The organism is Neobacillus nitrireducens, from assembly GCF_030915405.1.
Classification (GTDB): Bacteria; Bacillota; Bacilli; order Bacillales; family Cytobacillaceae; genus Neobacillus.
On sequence record NZ_CP133262.1, the window covers coordinates 3,046,993 to 3,063,180 of the forward strand.

At 38.0% G+C, this 16,188-nt stretch carries 13 protein-coding genes; 2 read left to right on the top strand and 11 right to left on the bottom strand.

Translation table 11 applies throughout. The features are described 5' to 3' along the window. Nucleotides 1-179: 179 nt before the first annotated feature. The gene (locus tag RCG22_RS14625; RefSeq protein ID WP_308107169.1) at nucleotides 180-1,076 is read left to right on the top strand and encodes an ABC transporter permease subunit; all 897 of its coding nucleotides are present in this window, start codon (nucleotides 180-182) and stop codon (nucleotides 1,074-1,076) included. Further along, the gene (locus tag RCG22_RS14630) at nucleotides 1,069-1,971 is read left to right on the top strand and encodes an ABC transporter permease subunit (protein WP_308103592.1); all 903 of its coding nucleotides are present in this window, start codon (nucleotides 1,069-1,071) and stop codon (nucleotides 1,969-1,971) included. Before RCG22_RS14625 ends, RCG22_RS14630 begins: the two co-directional genes overlap by 8 nt. Nucleotides 1,972-2,072: 101 nt before the next feature. Here the strand turns inward: RCG22_RS14630 and RCG22_RS14635 are convergent, their stop codons facing one another. The 11 genes from RCG22_RS14635 to rocF form a co-directional block, all read right to left on the bottom strand. Beyond that, nucleotides 2,073-3,221, bottom strand: coding sequence for a mannitol-1-phosphate 5-dehydrogenase (locus tag RCG22_RS14635; protein ID WP_308103593.1), 1,149 nt, complete (start codon nucleotides 3,219-3,221; stop codon nucleotides 2,073-2,075). After that, on the bottom strand, nucleotides 3,222-3,659 hold the full coding sequence (locus RCG22_RS14640) for a PTS mannitol transporter subunit IIA (RefSeq protein WP_308103594.1): 438 nt from the start codon (nucleotides 3,657-3,659) through the stop codon (nucleotides 3,222-3,224). It abuts the gene before it with no gap. 2 nt (nucleotides 3,660-3,661) lie between these two features. After that, nucleotides 3,662-5,785: a BglG family transcription antiterminator gene (locus RCG22_RS14645; RefSeq protein ID WP_308103595.1), complete on the bottom strand. Its 2,124-nt coding sequence runs from the start codon at nucleotides 5,783-5,785 to the stop codon at nucleotides 3,662-3,664. Nucleotides 5,786-5,984: 199 nt separating this feature from the next. Further along, nucleotides 5,985-7,400, bottom strand: coding sequence for a PTS mannitol transporter subunit IIBC (locus tag RCG22_RS14650; protein WP_308103597.1), 1,416 nt, complete (start codon nucleotides 7,398-7,400; stop codon nucleotides 5,985-5,987). Between the two features lie 211 nt (nucleotides 7,401-7,611). Beyond that, a complete protein-coding gene (glmS, locus tag RCG22_RS14655) occupies nucleotides 7,612-9,414 on the bottom strand; it encodes a glutamine--fructose-6-phosphate transaminase (isomerizing) (RefSeq protein WP_308103598.1) in 1,803 nt (600 codons plus the stop codon). A 475-nt stretch (nucleotides 9,415-9,889) separates the two neighbouring features. After that, nucleotides 9,890-11,239, bottom strand: a complete 1,350-nt coding sequence (gene glmM / locus RCG22_RS14660; RefSeq protein WP_098262691.1) for a phosphoglucosamine mutase — start codon at nucleotides 11,237-11,239, stop codon at nucleotides 9,890-9,892. Between the two features lie 36 nt (nucleotides 11,240-11,275). Further along, nucleotides 11,276-12,508, bottom strand: coding sequence for a CdaR family protein (locus RCG22_RS14665; RefSeq protein ID WP_308103599.1), 1,233 nt, complete (start codon nucleotides 12,506-12,508; stop codon nucleotides 11,276-11,278). Next, the gene (gene cdaA / locus RCG22_RS14670; RefSeq protein ID WP_098262689.1) at nucleotides 12,501-13,328 is read right to left on the bottom strand and encodes a diadenylate cyclase CdaA; all 828 of its coding nucleotides are present in this window, start codon (nucleotides 13,326-13,328) and stop codon (nucleotides 12,501-12,503) included. The genes RCG22_RS14665 and cdaA overlap by 8 nt, the downstream gene beginning before the upstream one ends. Nucleotides 13,329-13,456: 128 nt before the next feature. Continuing rightward, nucleotides 13,457-14,083, bottom strand: coding sequence for a zf-HC2 domain-containing protein (locus RCG22_RS14675; RefSeq protein WP_308103600.1), 627 nt, complete (start codon nucleotides 14,081-14,083; stop codon nucleotides 13,457-13,459). A gap of 18 nt (nucleotides 14,084-14,101) precedes the next feature. Further along, entirely contained in the window at nucleotides 14,102-14,665 is a 564-nt protein-coding gene (sigW, locus tag RCG22_RS14680) for an RNA polymerase sigma factor SigW (RefSeq protein WP_066249483.1), read from the bottom strand. Nucleotides 14,666-14,924: 259 nt separating this feature from the next. Next, nucleotides 14,925-15,821, bottom strand: a complete 897-nt coding sequence (gene rocF, locus RCG22_RS14685) for an arginase (protein WP_308103601.1) — start codon at nucleotides 15,819-15,821, stop codon at nucleotides 14,925-14,927. Nucleotides 15,822-16,188: the final 367 nt, after the last annotated feature.

Sequence of the window (16,188 nt, forward strand, 5' to 3'; positions counted from 1 at the left end):
TCGTCGGTGGCACTATTTCGGTATGGTCTTTGCTGATAAGCACAGGATGGATTCCGCTAAAGATGTTCAACATTTAGAATTATTTTACAATTACTCCGTAAATATTGTTATACTAAAAATGGAATTATTTATCTCATTTTTCGGAATTGGAAGGTATCTTTTCAGGAAGTAGGGTGGTGATGTTTATCAAACGTTTCTCCGTGTATATATTAAATCTCTCCATAAAAATAGCTTTACTTTTAATCAGTGTCAGCAGTATTACTTCTCTTCATTCTTTAGTTTATTTGAATACTAATGGGGGCTTTTCTTCTTCAGATTTTGGATTTTTTCCATTAAATTATCTGAAAACAGTTTATAAAACCTTTACTTATTTATTTACACTTTATGATTCAACGTTTTTTTATTTTGGTCAAGAATATGCTGTTTTTCCTTATATTATAGATACGTACATCTACACAATGGTTGTCCTTTTTTCGGCATTAGTGCTTACTATCTTTGTGTCCTTTCTTTTTTCATATGCATTTTTATTCTTTTCAAAGCATTTTAAAAGATTATTCAAAAGTCTATTGTTACTAATAGATTCCATACCGGACATTATCATTATATTGGGAAGCCAATTATTAGTGATCCATCTTTATCAAGCAACAGGCTTTAAGCTCCTTAGGTTGTATGGATTTGGGCGCCATGTTTATCTACTTCCGATTATTTGCTTAAGTTTCGTACCCATCGTCATGGTCATCAAAATTATGATCAAGATTTTTGAAGAGGAAATGGAAGAGCAGTATGTGGAGTTTGCCATTGCAAAAGGTTTATCCCGAACTACCGTGATTTTAAGACATGTCATTCGAAATGTGATGAAATCCTTATATAGCCATATTGGATTAATTTATTGGTATATGTTATCTTCGTTATTTATTATTGAATTCCTATTTCAAATGCAAGGGTTTACCCCGCTTTTATACAGAGTTAGTGATAGCAGCCTAACTTCAGTAGCAATCATCATGATCTTAATCCCTTTTGGCTTATTGAAAGCTGCTTCTTTCAGATTTTATGAGAGGAGCGTATTAAATGACTAAAGATAATCGGTCAAAATGGATCTTATATTCGATTTTTACTTTTTTATTTCTCTTATTGATCGCAAGTTTCTTATTGGAATTTGGAGTAAATAAAAGCGTTGAGCCTGGGAAATTAATTTATTCTTCAGACGGTAAGGTCTTAAGGCCGCCTTTACCCTCATCTCTGGAACACCCATTAGGAACAGATAAAAATGGAAACGACCTATTCACAAAATTGATCATTGGGTTTAAATACACGTTTATCATTTCCATTGTCGTTACACTTATTAGAATGTTAATAGGGATTTTTTGTAGTCTATCAGTTTTATATTTTCTTAGGCCATTAAAGGCTTATATTGAATCATTGTTAACTCCCTTTCTTTATGTTCCCGCTTTTATTTTATTTTTCCTATTAGCTAGTGAAGAGGAGATTATCATCAACAAGTATGGGAGTCACTTCTTTACATTTTATCAGGTGCTTATTATCGTGATAATCGGAACCCCACCTTTAATAGAACTTTTACTAAAGGAATTTGAACTCCTTTTAAATAAGGACTATGTTATTGCGTCAAGATTACTCGGAGCGAGTAAATTTCATATCTCAATAAGACAAATTTTCCCCGTCTTCAAAAAGCGATTTTATATTGTCTTCCTTCAGCAAACGATTGCTACCATTATCTTATTAACTCATCTTGGTGTATTCCAGATATTTATTGGTGGAAAAGCCAAAGGTGGGATTATTGGCGAAGACGATGAGGATAGATTCTTATCACAATCTGGTGAGTGGGGAGGTATGATCGGTCAAAGTATTTTTGATATGGTTCATTACCCTTGGCTGTTAATTTATCCTGCCTGCGCCGTGGTTGGTTTGATCCTGTTATTGAACATTATCATTAAACGATTAGATAGTCACTAAAGTTAAGAGTGGGAATATAAGACACTTATTAAGAAAAAAAAGGCCCAAACCTATTTTGGTTTGGGTCTTTGTATGTCAGTTCAGGACCTTTTTTGTTCGGTTCATGTCAATTGCTGATATTGCTCAACAATCCCTTTAAATAAAATCGATGTGGAATCAAGCTCGGTATACTTCATGATCGCCGCTTCAATTCCTTGTTCACGGATTGTCGTTTGGACCTGTACTGCTTCCTCATCACTTTGAACGTCGTAAGAAAGTGCAGCCGCAATTCCCTTCAGAAGAAATGTCGGTTCCGTACCGAACACTTCTACAAATTGTCTAGCAGGGCTCACAAGTCGATCATTTGGCCCTAGCTTACGAATTGGGGAACGTCCGACTCTGGTTACTTCATCAATAATATATTCATTTGAGAAGCGTCCTATAATCTTTTGAATATATTTGTTATGCTCTTCTCCGTTAAATCCGTATTTCTTAACTAAAAATGCGCCGCTTTCTTTCAGTGCGCCTTCTACTAACTCACTTATTTGCTTATTTGCCATTGCACTATTAATAGTTTCCATTCCATAATGATAGCCAAAATAGGCTGCTAGGGCATGACCAGTATTCACTGTGAATAACTTCCGTTCAATGAAGGGAACTAATTCCTTAACATAAGTTATTCCCTTAACTGGCGGCTTCTCGCCAATAATTTTCGGCTCTTCGACCACCCACTCATAAAAGGGCTCCACCTTAACCATTAGCTTGTCTTCATTGACTTGATTTGGAACAATTCGGTCAACAGCAGAATCTGGAAAACCAAATCGCCCTTCAAATTGTGCTATTTCATCTGCAGTTAGTTTTTCATAAATCTTTTCTTTTAAAAAAGATGTACCGCCAATCATGTTTTCACACGCGATAATATTGAGCGGCTTATCGGTTCGTTCCATCCGCTTCCGTAAACCATCTGCCAACAAATTCGCTATAAACGGTAAAATGTTGGGACCAATAGCTGTCGTTACAAGATCAGCCTCAGCAATTGCGTCGATTACTTGTTCAGGGTTTAGCGCACTATTAATCGCCCTTACGTTTTTGATAACGACTTCCGCTTGTGTTGGTTCTGCAAGAACCACGCGATATTCCTTCTTTTCATTGAGCAAGTCCACAATTTCACGATTGACATCAACAAAGCAAGTTTCATAGCCTGAATGATATAATAAATTACCAATAAAGCCGCGGCCAATATTTCCGGCACCAAAATGAATCGCTAACATTTAGTTCACCTCTTCAAAAATGGCTAAAATCTCATCGGCTGATTTTGCAGCGACAAGTTTTTCGATATTTTCTTCTTCGGAACATACAATGGCAATACTTGATAGAATGTCTAGGTGTTCATTATCTTTACCGGCGATGCCAATTAGCAGCTTGACGATATTTCCATTACCAAAATCAACCCCTTGAGGAACCTGAATAAAGGAAATCCCTGACTCCTTCACAAATGGCTTGGAATCCTCCGTACCATGTGGGATTGCAACAAAATTCCCCATATAGGTAGTAGTTAGTTCTTCTCTTTCAAGCATTTTTTCAATATAGTTTGCATTTACATACCCTTTGTCCACAAGAATGCTTCCTGTTAACCTTATTGCTTCTTCTTTTGAACCTATTACTGCATTTAATAGAATATTTTCTTTTGCTAAGATTGCTTTTGACATATTTATACACTCCTTAAAATGTTTAATTTCTCAGTAAAAAATTGATCAAATCTTACGGTGAGATAGGCTAATATTTCTTCCTTATCGTCCGACTGGAATACAGAAATACTCTCTTCACTTTCAATTAGCAAGGAGCTAAGATAACTCAGGACTTCTAATGAGCTCTCAGCTGTTTCCTCAGGAGATAACATTAATACGATTGACTTTATTTCCATTTCCTTTTGATCCATCCCTACAACCTCAATCGGTTTTTGAGTGACATAGATTGTGAATGTTTGTGTGATTACATGAGCTGACCGTGCATGGAATAAAGCCATTGATGTACCAGGAATGCCTAAACCCCCGAGTTTTTCTCTTTCAAATATTGCATCGACGACTGCTTCAATATCATTAATCTTTTTATTGACTAATAATTCTTTGCATGCTCGATTCATAATTGCTGTTACTGTCTTTTCGTCATTCATTCTTATTAACGCAAATCCTTCTAAGATCGCAGCAATTGTCTTGGCATATCCCTGAATGCTTTTCATTTCTTCGATGAGCATCCTTGTATTTTTCTTACTTATTTTATCAATTAAGGGAACTGGAAATTTCTTTTCCGATCCATTAATGATGATTTGTTCATTAATAAATGAGCGAATCTTCTCGATTTCATCTTTATATAAGATTGGACTAACTAATATATAATCCAAGTGGTAATCAGGAATCGGGATCGTTGAAATAATCAGTTGGTAGTTATCTGCTTTCATTTTCTTAAATTCCATAACTGATACATTCTGGATTTGCTTTAGCTCCGGGAACTCTTGTTGTAATCTCGTTGCAAGCATCTTAGACGTCCCAATTCCACTAGAACAAATAACTAATGTTCTTAATTGAAGGATATCCTTGTTAGCTAAGATAGCCGCACCAAAGTGCATGACCAGATAACCAATCTCCTCATCTGGAACATAAAACTCATGAAACACCTGTTCAACTGCTTGTTTAACAGTAGCAAATAATTCGGCATAATCTCGCTTAATTTTATCCAATAAGGGATTACTTATCCCCATCTTTTGTTTAATTCGATAGATGGCAGGCTTTAAATGAACAACCAGCCCTTCGAATAGGGAACGATTAGTTGTTAAGTCTAATCCCACTCGTTTCCCAACCATGTCCATTAAATTCCTCGATTTAATGGCTATTTGTAAACTGGAATCCTCAATTAAATATTCATTATCATGTCTGAGCTTCGCACCCTTTAAGTGCATCGTAATATAGGCAATCTCTGCGTCTGGAATTTCAATTTGAAAAACTTGCTCCAATTGAGCGACAATTTTTTCTGCAAATTTATACTCCTTCGATGATTGATGATTCTCTAAGTAAGAATGGTTGATCTTGATCCCTTCCCCTTTTTGAATCCGTTCAACCGCCAAGGCCAAATGAACAACCAAACCAATAAAGGCACTATCCGCTATATTAAAAGGTAAATCCTGAATGATTGATTCCACGATTTTTTCAACGGTGAGCAGTTTTTTCTTTTCCACCAGCCCGAGAAGTCTTTCAGAAATTGTATTAATTTGCTGTGTGGACCGCTTTTGAATATTTTCTCTTGCTAGTGAAAGAATTTCTGATTCATCGAGGTACTCAGAAATTAAATTACTCATCGCTCTTCGTTTCGCACCTTCGTCGCCTTCAATTTCAACCCCATAGCCTCTTCTTCTAATCAATGCTAATCCAAACGTTTGTAATCTTTCTTCCAATTTCGTTAAATCAGCACTAACCGTTGCAATGGTAACATTTAGATCATTGGCGAGGCCTAATAGCTTTACCGGCCCATTCGATTCCAACAAAGCACACAAAATGATTGTTTGTCTTTCATCAGGAGTATATTCGGTATGAAAAAGATTAAACAAAAATAGTTCAAGCTCGCCAATTTTCTCCTTACTTCCGCTAATTTGAACGCCTACGCCTGACTTTTTTTGTAAGGTAAGGTCATATTCTGTTAATATGTCTTCAACATTCTTTAAATCTCGATGAACGGTTCTACCGCTCACCCCAATTTGATCTGCGAGGTCTTTCACGGTTATCTCGTCTTTTTCAGTTAACAAGATTTCAAGAATTTGTCTTTCTCGTGCAGAAATATACATGATCTCACTCCGTGTAAAGTATTTTAATCCTCGTCCCCCAATCATCAGATGTTGCCAAAATTATAATTAATATCCACAAGTTAATATTAATTCAGCAAAAGCCTTTATACAACAAGAGGATAATCCAAGTTCGTCATAGAAGTTGTTGACATGATTAAAATAAACAAAAACCTAGCACATCGGCTAGGTATTTGTTCTATTATTTCTTTAAAGCTTCAACTAATTCATCATAACGAGGACTATTTAGGAAATTTTCTACTGAAATATGATTTGCACTTGGAAGCTTTGCTTTGGCACGATCCGTTAAATCCTTGTGGGTTACGACTACATCGGCATCACTTGGTAAATTATTAATCGCTGTATTAATGACAGTGACATCTATACCAGCTTTCTTCATTTTATTTCTTAAAATAGAAGCACCCATCGCACTTGAACCCATACCAGCATCACAAGCAAAGACAACTTTATTAACCGTTTCTGCATTAATAGCTTTTTCACTAGTTAACATTGAAGAAACAGAGCTTTTTTTGCCTTTCATTTCTTCCATTTTTTCTGTAGCAGAAGTTAAATCTTCATCTTTCGACTTACTTGTCTTCAAGATTAATGATGCAACGGCGAAGGAAACAACAGTTGCTACAAGCACACCCGCCAATACCCCAAGGTAATTTCCTTTTGGTGTCATCGCCATAAGAGCGAAGATACTACCTGGTGATGGTGCTGCGACAAGACCTGCACCAAAAAGGTTAAATGTAAAGACTCCACTCACACCACCAGCCATAGCTGCAAAGATTAACATAGGTTTCATTAAGATATACGGGAAGTAAATTTCGTGAATACCACCCAAGAAGTGGATAATTACTGCACCAGGAGCTGTTTGTTTTGCTGTACCTTTACCAAAAAGCATAAACGCTAGTAAGATCCCTAAACCAGGACCAGGGTTAGTTTCTAGTAAGAAAAGAATTGATTTTCCTGCTTTTGTTGCTTGCTCAATCCCTAAAGGACTTAAGATACCATGGTTAATGGCGTTATTAAGGAAAAGTACTTTTGCTGGTTCAATAAAGATGTTCGCTAATGGTAACATATGATGGTCGACAATAAATTGTACACCTGAAGCTAAAACCTTACTCAATGCTTCAACAACTGGTCCAACACCTTTATATGCTACTAAAGTTAACGCACCGCCAAGAATACCTGCAGAAAAGTTATTAATAAGCATTTCAAAGCCTGATTTTATTTTCCCATGGATAGCCTGGTCAAACTTCTTGATAACGTAACCACCAAGAGGTCCCATAATCATGGCTCCTAAAAACATCGGAATGTCAGTTCCAACGATAACACCCATCGTCGCTGTTGCACCGACCATACCACCACGAATATCATAAACCATTCTACCACCAGTAAAACCAATTAATAGTGGCAGTAAGAACGTGATCATCGGCCCAACTAATTTAGCCATATCTTCATTTGGTAACCAGCCAGTTGGAATAAATAAGGCGGTAATAAGTCCCCAAGCAATAATTGCTCCAATGTTCGGCATGACCATACCACTTAAATAACTACCCATTTTTTGAATTCTGACTTTTACATCTGATTTATCATTAACTTTTTCATTCATTATTTTGTCCCCCTCTTATTAAAATATAATCTGCTATAATTTCTATCTTTATAATAAAGCGTTTCCAAAGACATATCTATTTTTACAAAAATGCAATTTGTCATTATGATTGTTGACAACATTAATAATTCTTTAAAATGCAAAAAAATCGAAGAGAAGAAACAGGGCTAGATGCCTGTTCTCTCTTCGATTTTTAAATACTTATTTACGCTTACTCAACTGTTACTGATTTAGCTAGGTTACGCGGTTTATCAACGTCGCAATCACGGTGCAAGGCTGCGTAATAAGCTATTAATTGCATAGGTATGACAGAGATAAGTGGTGTTAATAATTCATGTACTTCTGGGATGACGAGGCTATCTTCGTCCATTTCTAACCCCTTCATTGAAATGATACAAGTATTTGCGCCACGGGCAGCAACCTCTTTCACATTTCCACGGATACTTAGGTTTACGCCTGCTTGGGTAGCAAGAGCGAATACGGGAGTCCCCTCTTCAATTAAAGCAATGGTACCGTGCTTTAATTCTCCACCAGCAAAACCTTCAGCTTGTATATAAGAAATTTCCTTCAATTTCAAAGAACCTTCTAAAACTACATAATAGTCGATACCGCGGCCAATGAAGAAAGCATTACGTGTGACTGCTAAATATTCTCTTGAAATTTGCTCAATCAACTCTTTGGAGTCACAAAGAACTTCCATAGCGTTTGCAATAATTCCAAGTTCATGAATTAGATCAAAATCCACAGTGATATTTTGACTTTTTGCTGTCACTTCAGCCAAAATAGCCAGCACAGCTAGTTGTGCAGTATAGGCTTTCGAAGAAGCAACGGCAATTTCAGGACCCGCATGCAGCAAAAGTGTATAATCCGCTTCACGAGAAAGGGTTGAACCTGGAACATTGGTGATGGTTAACGTTGGATAACCCATTTCTTTTACTTTTACAAGAACCGCACGACTATCTGCCGTTTCCCCACTTTGCGAAATGAAGATGAACAACGGATTCTTTGTTAGAAGCGGCATATTGTAAACAAATTCACTAGCAATATGAACTTCCACAGGAACCTTTGCGATACTTTCAATGAACTGCTTGCCAACAAGACCAGCATGATAAGAAGTTCCAGCTGCAATAATGTAGACACGATCAGAAGCATTCATCGCATGGATGATTTCGGGGTCAATTGTTAATTCCCCTTGCTCATTTTGATAGGTTTGAATAATCTTACGCAACACAAGCGGCTGTTCATCAATTTCTTTTAACATATAGTAGGGGTAGGTTCCCTTTTCGATATCACTTGCATCAAGTTCTGCTGTATATGGCTTACGGCTGATGATTTCTCCGTTAAGATTTTGAATGATCACTTCATCCTTTGAAACAAGAACGATTTCTTTATCCACTAATTCTAGATACTGATTCGTTACTTGCAGCATCGCCATCGCATCACTGGCAACCACATTAAAGTCGTCCCCTAATCCAACTAATAGAGGGCTTTTGTTTTTGGCAACATAAATGGTTTCATTATCTTGTGCATCTAATAAGGCAAGCGCATAGGAGCCATGCAATAACGTTAATGTTTTACGGAATGCCTCTAATACTTCTAGTCCTTCTTTAACGAATAACTCAATCATCTGAACAATGACTTCTGTATCTGTTTCGCTCGTGAAGTTGGCATCTGCTAGATATTCACGCTTTAAAAGGTCATAGTTCTCGATTACTCCATTATGAACAAGCGTAAACCGACCGGATGTGCTTTGATGAGGGTGGGAATTTGTCTGGCTAGGTACCCCGTGTGTTGCCCAACGAGTATGGCCAATTCCGATGTTTGCAGAAACCGTTTCATCAACGATATTACGTAAATCAGCAATACGACCTTTTTCTTTAAAAACATGAACCCCATTTTCGTTCTTAACAGCAATCCCCGCTGAATCATAGCCTCTATATTCAAGCTTTTCTAAGCCTTTTAATAAAATTTCCTTTGTATCATGATTTCCAATATATCCAACAATTCCACACATTTTCTATTCCTCCCTGATATAGGGGGCAAGAATGCTTTGGAGGCTTATGCTTGCCCCCTTATCTCTGTTTTAGTAGGTATCTGTCTATACCTGTTGAAACATTACGATTAGTATGTGCATTTTCTTCTCTTTGTGCACAGAGTTGCCTCTGTGTTTTAAAGAAGAAATTTTCGGTTGTGCACGTTCAACCGGGAGGTATCCGCCGAACATTCGATAACCCTCCTCCTCGTCAACTAACCCAACCACTTTGGGTAAGTCCAGGCGCTTTATTTTAAAAAAGGTAACTCTCCCTCGCAGCCCACCTTTCCAGGTAAAATTGGTAAAATCGCTTTAAGAAACAAAGCAATTTCATAGTACACGATTAGGTATGCTTCGTCAACTAGTACCTAATATATATATTTTTTTCCAATATCAAACAATACATAATAAACTATGCATAAAGGGACTCACTAGTGTGGGTCCCCCTAACATATTCTTATTCCTTTAATTCCATTTCTTCTTTTACAACTGCAACGATCCGGTTGACATAGGATTCACAAAGCTCCTCTGTTGATGCCTCAGCCATGACACGGACCAATGGTTCAGTTCCGGATGGTCGCACGAGAATTCGACCGTTCCCGGCCATTTCTGCTTCCACTTGCTCAATAACCTCTTTCACCTTAGCATTGTCGGTTACATGATGTTTATCGGTTACTCTTACATTGACAAGCTTTTGCGGGAACTTTTTCATTTCACCTGCCAACTCTGATAAAGGCTTGCCGGTTGCCTTCATAATATTAACCAATTGTAAACCTGATAATAAACCGTCACCCGTGGTGTTATAGTCTAGGAAGATAATATGGCCGGATTGTTCACCACCCAGATTAAAACCATTTTTCTTCATTTCTTCGACCACATAACGGTCACCTACAGCAGTCGGTACACTATGGATTCCATGTGCCTCAAGTGCTTTATAGAAGCCAAGATTACTCATAACCGTGGATACAATCGTTCCATGCTTTAAGCGACCTTGTTCTTTCATATACTTGCCGCAAATATACATGATTTGGTCACCATCTACAATCGTTCCATTTTCATCGATTGCAATCAAACGGTCACCATCCCCGTCAAAGGAAAGACCGACATCGGCGCCTTTTTCTTTGACCAAGGCAGCCAATGCTTCTGGGTGTGTTGATCCGACGCCTGCATTGATATTTAGGCCATTCGGTGAAGCTCCCATCGTTGATAAGTCTGCATCTAAATCAGCAAATAAGTGTGCTGCTAGAGAAGATGTTGCCCCGTGTGCACAATCTAAAGCGATATGGATACCTGTAAATTCTTCATCCACACTATTTTTCAAATATTGGAGGTACTTTTGACCACCTTCGAAATAATCCATGACTTGACCAAGATCCGAGCCCACTGGACGAGGCAGTTGATCTTCATGTAAATCGATAAGTGCCTCAATTTCTAATTCCTGCTCATCGGATAGCTTAAAGCCATCAGGACCAAAAAATTTAATGCCGTTATCAGCCACCGGATTATGAGAAGCAGAAATCATCACTCCTGCTTGAGCACCTAAGGCTTTTGTTAAAAATGAAACACCCGGAGTAGAAATGACTCCTAAACGCATAACTTCGGCGCCAATGGAAAGTAACCCTGCCACTAGGGCTCCTTCTAACATATGACCGGATATTCGTGTATCACGCCCGATGAGTACTTTGGGACGGTCGGTATCCTTTGTTAAAACATATCCGCCATAGCGACCTAATTTAAAGGCCAACTCAGGTGTTAACTCGCTATTTGCTACTCCGCGTACCCCATCGGTCCCGAAATATTTTCCCATTATAAAAATCTCTCCTTCAACATGTATTGCTGGATATTATGCATTATTTTTTTCAATCGTAATTTTCGCTGATGACTTATTAGGTTTCCACTTAACTGTCGTCGGGCCCTCCACTTGAATGTCCACTTCATATACCCCTTCTTCTTGAAGGCTGGACAAATCAATAAAGACATTAAAGTCCTTAGACCTCACACGGTTAACATCTGAAATGGGGCCATTTATTAATATATTTACCAACTGATTATCAGGGTCATTTATGGTTGCCTTATATTCAGCGGATAATCCTTGAATTTTTAAAGGTACATCTGAAACTGTTTTCTCTTCTTCTTTTTCAACCACAACGGTTGCTTTCACTGTTTGCGGGGTAACCTTCGTAATACCATTAGAGATAATAACAGGTAAAGTTAGTGTGGTGTTGTCGGTGATTTTACTGATATCGACCTCAACCCGAACGTTTTCCGTTTTGTTTAAAACATTAACATCCCCGGAAATCGTTGCTTCCTTTTCATCGATTTCAATCGATTTAATCGTCACACCCTTTGGTGCGGTACCATTCCTCACAATTTTTATCGGAACAGTCTTACTATTACTTTTTACTGGAATGGTGATTTCTACCTTTTCCGGATTAACCTCAACATTTAACTTATTTAATTCCTTGTCAAGAACCTGGATGTTGGCTTCCTCTGAAATGGTTTCTGTCAGTTTATTCTTTTCTTCAAGGGTCGCTTTTACATAGCTAATCCTGTCGATGACACTTTTGGCACCGGTAATCTTCACTCTATTGGGCTCGACCACTGGTTGTCCAGCAGAATAGCCCTCCTCTATTTGGCTCGAATTAAATTCTGCCTCTACTTTAAATTCCTTCGTGATCTTTTCCTGGACGGAAACATTCACTGTTGATGGTTTCATAGTCGCAGTCAATTTATCAGACAGATCTTTGACTTTTAACTTGACCTTCTGCTTTCCAATATTAGCTTTTGATAAATCTACATAAACTTCAAAGTTCTTTAGCGCTTTGGCAGACTTAATATGCGTTAATGGGCCTTTTAAGGTGATATCAACCGTAGCTGGAATTCCAGACACCACTAAATTCTTCGTATCATAATAAACCTTAACAGGAATATTTTTTATGGTTTCTGTTGATTGCTCGCCGGGGACATTTACATCCGTTATTTTTTTCCCTGTATGTGGTACAGAGGAATATAAAAGCACAGCTAAAAGCAATGCAAGAATTTTAATAAACCAGGGATTATCCATCAATTTATCCATTATTTTTTCCCCTCCAGTTCCAACGGGCTGAAGAAGCTTGTTTTGTCTTCAAATGAGTGAACAATTCACTCGTAAGTAATTCTTTCAGTTGCTCTGTATTAATCGCGCGATGAAGCTCCCCGTTCTTGGTAAGCGAGATATGACCTGTCTCTTCTGACACAATGATTGTAACACTGTCCGTTACTTCACTTATTCCTAAAGCGGCCCGATGCCTGGTTCCCAGCTCCTTAGAAATAAACGGACTTTCCGATAATGGCAGATAGCATGCGGCAGCCGCGACATTATTTCTTTGGATGATAACTGCACCATCATGGAGCGGTGTATTTGGGATAAAAATATTAATCAGCAATTCAGAAGAAATATTGGAATTTAACTGAATACCTGTTTCTATGTAATCGCCCATCCCTGTTTCTCTCTCAATCGAGATTAATGCCCCAATACGGCGCTTTGCCATATAGTCCGTTGCCTTAATAATCGCTTCAACTGTCTTTTCTGGATTTTCTTCATCCGGATTACTACTTCTCGAAAAGAACTTCCCTCTGCCTAATTGCTCAAGAGCTCTTCTAAGTTCCGGCTGAAAAATGATAATAATCGCAAGAAACCCGTATGTTATCGCCTGTTCCATCATCCAGCTTAACGTTTGGAAGCCTAGAAACTCGCTGACAACTCTAACTAGCAGGATAACCAGAATGCCTTTTAGCAATTGAACGGCTTTCGTTCCTCTAATCACATTAATCAACTTGTAAATGACATACCATACGAGGGCAATATCAACAATACTAGCTAAATACTTCCATAATTCGAAATCAGCAAACGGCATTGTTCTTCCTCCGTAATTTTCTTTAACACATATAAATTACAATCTATTTATTATATCATAAATACCTGTTGTACCTATTATATGTATAAGCTTAAAAAAACAAATCACTCCGCCCGAGTGATTTGTTTTTACTTAGTTTCCGGTTGGTCTCCAAATATTTGCAAAACATCCTGCGTAGTCTTTTTAATATGGTACCAAATCCAATCAAATACCTCATTTACTTCATCAATTTGCCCTGTTACATGCCCCGCCGAGGCCAAATACTTCTCACCATTTATGACGGTCACATCACCTTGGACTTCACCCTCTATATCCAAATTCCCATTTCGGACAATAACATCACCTATTACCGTTTCACCCTTAGGAACAATGACCGTATTATTTCTTACCACTAAGTTCTTTTGCTTCGAAACAGAAAAGTCTTTATCTTGATTCCAAGTAGAGAATAAGCTTCCCATCATTAATATGAAAAATAAGGAAGCGGCAGCAAGCAAGGGATGGTTTTTCATCCAGCGCTGCATCCAAATCCTTCGTTTCTCTTTTGGTAACCTGGATAATACGTTGGCTGTAAAATTGTCTGGAGCCTGCATCGTAGATATACTTTTGACAAAAGCGACCGTCTTTTTAAGTTCGTTAAATAAACTTTCGCATTCTTTACAGCTTTGGAGGTGTTCTCTTAATACTCCTTCTTGCTCAGGTGTAATTTCGTCATCTAAATATTCATGCATTAGTTCGATGATTTGTTCTGGACACATTAACAGTTTCACCTCTTATCACACATAGCGTAATTGTTGTCTTAATGCTTCCCGGCCACGGTGAATTCTTGTTTTTACCGTTCCAAGGGGTAAATCTAGAATTTCACTTATTTCGTTTAAGGACAACTCTTCCATATATTTCAATACGATGGCTGTCCGATATTTGTCGGGCAGTTTTAAGATTTCTTTCTGGACAGCCTCTTGCAGCTGTAAGCTTTCTAATTCTGACTCTGGCAGCGGTGTATTCGAAGGAATCTGTGAATACATCGTTAACCCTTCCGCCCCTGCTACTTCTGCATCTAAATAATAATCCGGTTTCTTTTTACGCATTCGGTCAATACACAGATTGGTAGCAATTCGAAATAGCCAAGTAGAAAATTTCAAGTCTTGATTAAACGATTTGATATTAACATAAGCACGGATAAAAGCCTCCTGTGCCATATCCTCTGCTTCATGACGGTTTCCAAGCATTCGGAAACATAGTTGATAAATACTGTTCTTATATATTTCAACGATTTCACCAAAGGCATCTTGATCACCCTTGATTACTTGTTTGATTCTCTTTTTGACTATTGCATCCATTAAGTTACCTCAGCTCCATTGCTGCTAATCGATAATACGTATCGATAGCAAAAAAGTTTCGTTTTCACGAAAAAACTTCTCAGTACCTTTAATATTAACAAAAATTTACTAAAAGGGCCCAATAATTAGTTTAAAGATTTTAAGAAGGGAGGAAAAGTAACGTTTTTTAGTCTTTAATTTTAAAATGAATATAAAAAAGCTGCAACTCGTAAGAACAACAGGTTCGCCCGTTTTCCCTCGATTTGCAGCATTAAGAATTTTATAATAATTTTTCCCCGAATAGGGAACCCATCAATTCAACAGCCACTTTTGCTGTTTTATTTTTTTCGTCTAAAATTGGATTTACTTCAACAAATTCCGCTGAGGTAATAATCTTTGATTCTTCTAACATCTCCATCGCCAGATGACTTTCTCTGTAGCTGATCCCACCTATAACTGGTGTTCCAACGCCAGGAGCATCATTAGGGTCTAAGCCATCTAAATCAAGTGATAAGTGGACACCATCTGTCTTATCTTTCAGGTAAGCGATGGTTTCTTCCATTACTTTCGCCATCCCCATCCGATCAATTTCATGCATGGTGTAAACTTTGATTCCTATTTCTTTTATTAAATCTTTTTCTCCATCATCCAGCGCTCTTGCGCCAATAATGACTACATTTTCAGGTTTAACCTTTGGACCATATCCACCGATATCAGTTAATAATTGGTGGCCTAACCCAATACTTACCGCCAAAGGCATCCCATGGATATTACCAGATGGGCTTGTCTCTGCAGTATTTAAATCACCATGTGCATCATACCAAATGACACCGAGGTTTTTATAATGTTTAGATACCCCTGCTAACGTACCAATTGCAATACTATGATCCCCACCAAGTACCAACGGAAACGCACCAGATTGGACTGCATTATCTACTTTATCAGCAAGCAGCGCACTTTTTTCGGCAACTAAATCTAGATTCCGCAAATTGGATTCTTTATCCACCACTACTTCAGGTCTGCCAATTGGAATATCACCAAGATCATGTACTTCATCAAATAGTGGCTTTAGTCGTTCCACAATCCCAGCATAACGGATGGCACTCGGCCCCATATCTACCCCACGTCTCGTTTGACCTAAATCCATCGGCATTCCAATAATTGATAACTTGTTCATATTCATTCCTCCTACCCCTTTATCTATTCTATTTTAACCGCTTTCATACCAATGACTCAACTCGACAAAATTATGTATATATATACGGAATAAAAAGCGGAAGCGCCCGTTTAGCTGCTTATGGACTGGAGCGCTCCAACTGAGATAAAGGAAACACGAAGAGCGTTAGTGATTCGATGTTGACTTATCGTAGGGCGGAGAGCGAAGTCCACTAGCAGCTGGGCGCTGGAGCTGGATTCAGAGAACCATATCAATGTTATCACGATAAATTGATATATAATCTCGTATATAAACAAAAGACCTTAAACCAATCCGTGGTTTAAGGTCTAAATAGAAAGAATAAAGGACCTTGGATTCTATCTCCAAA

What these genes read in the sequence shown, in the direction of transcription:
- RCG22_RS14625 (WP_308107169.1), top strand. Translation starts at nt 180, where the DNA reads ATGTTTATCAAACGTTTCTCCGTGTATATATTAAATCTCTCCATAAAA.
- rocF (WP_308103601.1), bottom strand. Translation starts at nt 15,821, where the DNA reads ATGAACAAGTTATCAATTATTGGAATGCCGATGGATTTAGGTCAAACG.
- RCG22_RS14630 (WP_308103592.1), top strand. Translation starts at nt 1,069, where the DNA reads ATGACTAAAGATAATCGGTCAAAATGGATCTTATATTCGATTTTTACT.
- RCG22_RS14665 (WP_308103599.1), bottom strand. Translation starts at nt 12,508, where the DNA reads ATGGATAAATTGATGGATAATCCCTGGTTTATTAAAATTCTTGCATTG.
- RCG22_RS14640 (WP_308103594.1), bottom strand. Translation starts at nt 3,659, where the DNA reads ATGTCAAAAGCAATCTTAGCAAAAGAAAATATTCTATTAAATGCAGTA.
- RCG22_RS14635 (WP_308103593.1), bottom strand. Translation starts at nt 3,221, where the DNA reads ATGTTAGCGATTCATTTTGGTGCCGGAAATATTGGCCGCGGCTTTATT.
- glmM (WP_098262691.1), bottom strand. Translation starts at nt 11,239, where the DNA reads ATGGGAAAATATTTCGGGACCGATGGGGTACGCGGAGTAGCAAATAGC.
- RCG22_RS14675 (WP_308103600.1), bottom strand. Translation starts at nt 14,083, where the DNA reads ATGTGTCCAGAACAAATCATCGAACTAATGCATGAATATTTAGATGAC.
- RCG22_RS14650 (WP_308103597.1), bottom strand. Translation starts at nt 7,400, where the DNA reads ATGAATGAAAAAGTTAATGATAAATCAGATGTAAAAGTCAGAATTCAA.
- sigW (WP_066249483.1), bottom strand. Translation starts at nt 14,665, where the DNA reads ATGGATGCAATAGTCAAAAAGAGAATCAAACAAGTAATCAAGGGTGAT.
- glmS (WP_308103598.1), bottom strand. Translation starts at nt 9,414, where the DNA reads ATGTGTGGAATTGTTGGATATATTGGAAATCATGATACAAAGGAAATT.
- RCG22_RS14645 (WP_308103595.1), bottom strand. Translation starts at nt 5,785, where the DNA reads ATGTATATTTCTGCACGAGAAAGACAAATTCTTGAAATCTTGTTAACT.
- cdaA (WP_098262689.1), bottom strand. Translation starts at nt 13,328, where the DNA reads ATGCCGTTTGCTGATTTCGAATTATGGAAGTATTTAGCTAGTATTGTT.